Raw genomic sequence first — 558 nt, forward strand, 5'->3', positions numbered from 1 at the left:
GCTAAAACCCATGCTGCACTAAACAGCAAAACAACACCACCTGCATAAAACTCAGTTTCATGTGTGTTGTACCACAGTAGAGCGTTTGCAATCGCCAGCAAGACAACTGTAACAGCCATAGCCAGCGAGGGCTTTTCTTTCAGTAATATCCAACAAAGAATGCCGCTTACAATAGGCAAAGAACCGTTAACGATCACACCTGCATAAGCTGCGGGATTCAATGCTAAGCCATAGAAGCTTAGTAAGGTATAAGGAAATCCACACCCCAAGCCCACTATTAGCACGCGGTACATTTTTACGCGTTTCCATGGGTACCTGATCGCCAGTGGCAGCGTGCACAGCGCAGCTGTTCCAAACCGCAACAGCGTCATATCGGAGGCTGTCAGCGTTGATTGCAAACCTAATCTGGAAAACACAATCCACCCCGACCAGATAAGCATTACCGCCAAACCACTTAACACTGCTAACACAGTGGTTGACGCCGCCAACCTATTCCCAAAGATCTGCGAGAGACTCATAGCTTCGATTCCGGATAGTCTGCATTAGGCCAATAGGAAA

1 protein-coding gene is annotated in these 558 nt (G+C 47.7%); it reads right to left on the reverse strand.

What is annotated here, in order from left to right:
• The coding region (locus tag J7438_RS27200; RefSeq protein ID WP_209279130.1) for an EamA family transporter at nucleotides 1–518 on the reverse strand (518 nt) is incomplete at its 3' end.
• Nucleotides 519–558: the final 40 nt, after the last annotated feature.

Source organism: Thalassotalea sp. G20_0 (genome assembly GCF_017744175.1).
Taxonomy (GTDB): domain Bacteria; phylum Pseudomonadota; class Gammaproteobacteria; order Pseudomonadales; family Endozoicomonadaceae; genus Endozoicomonas.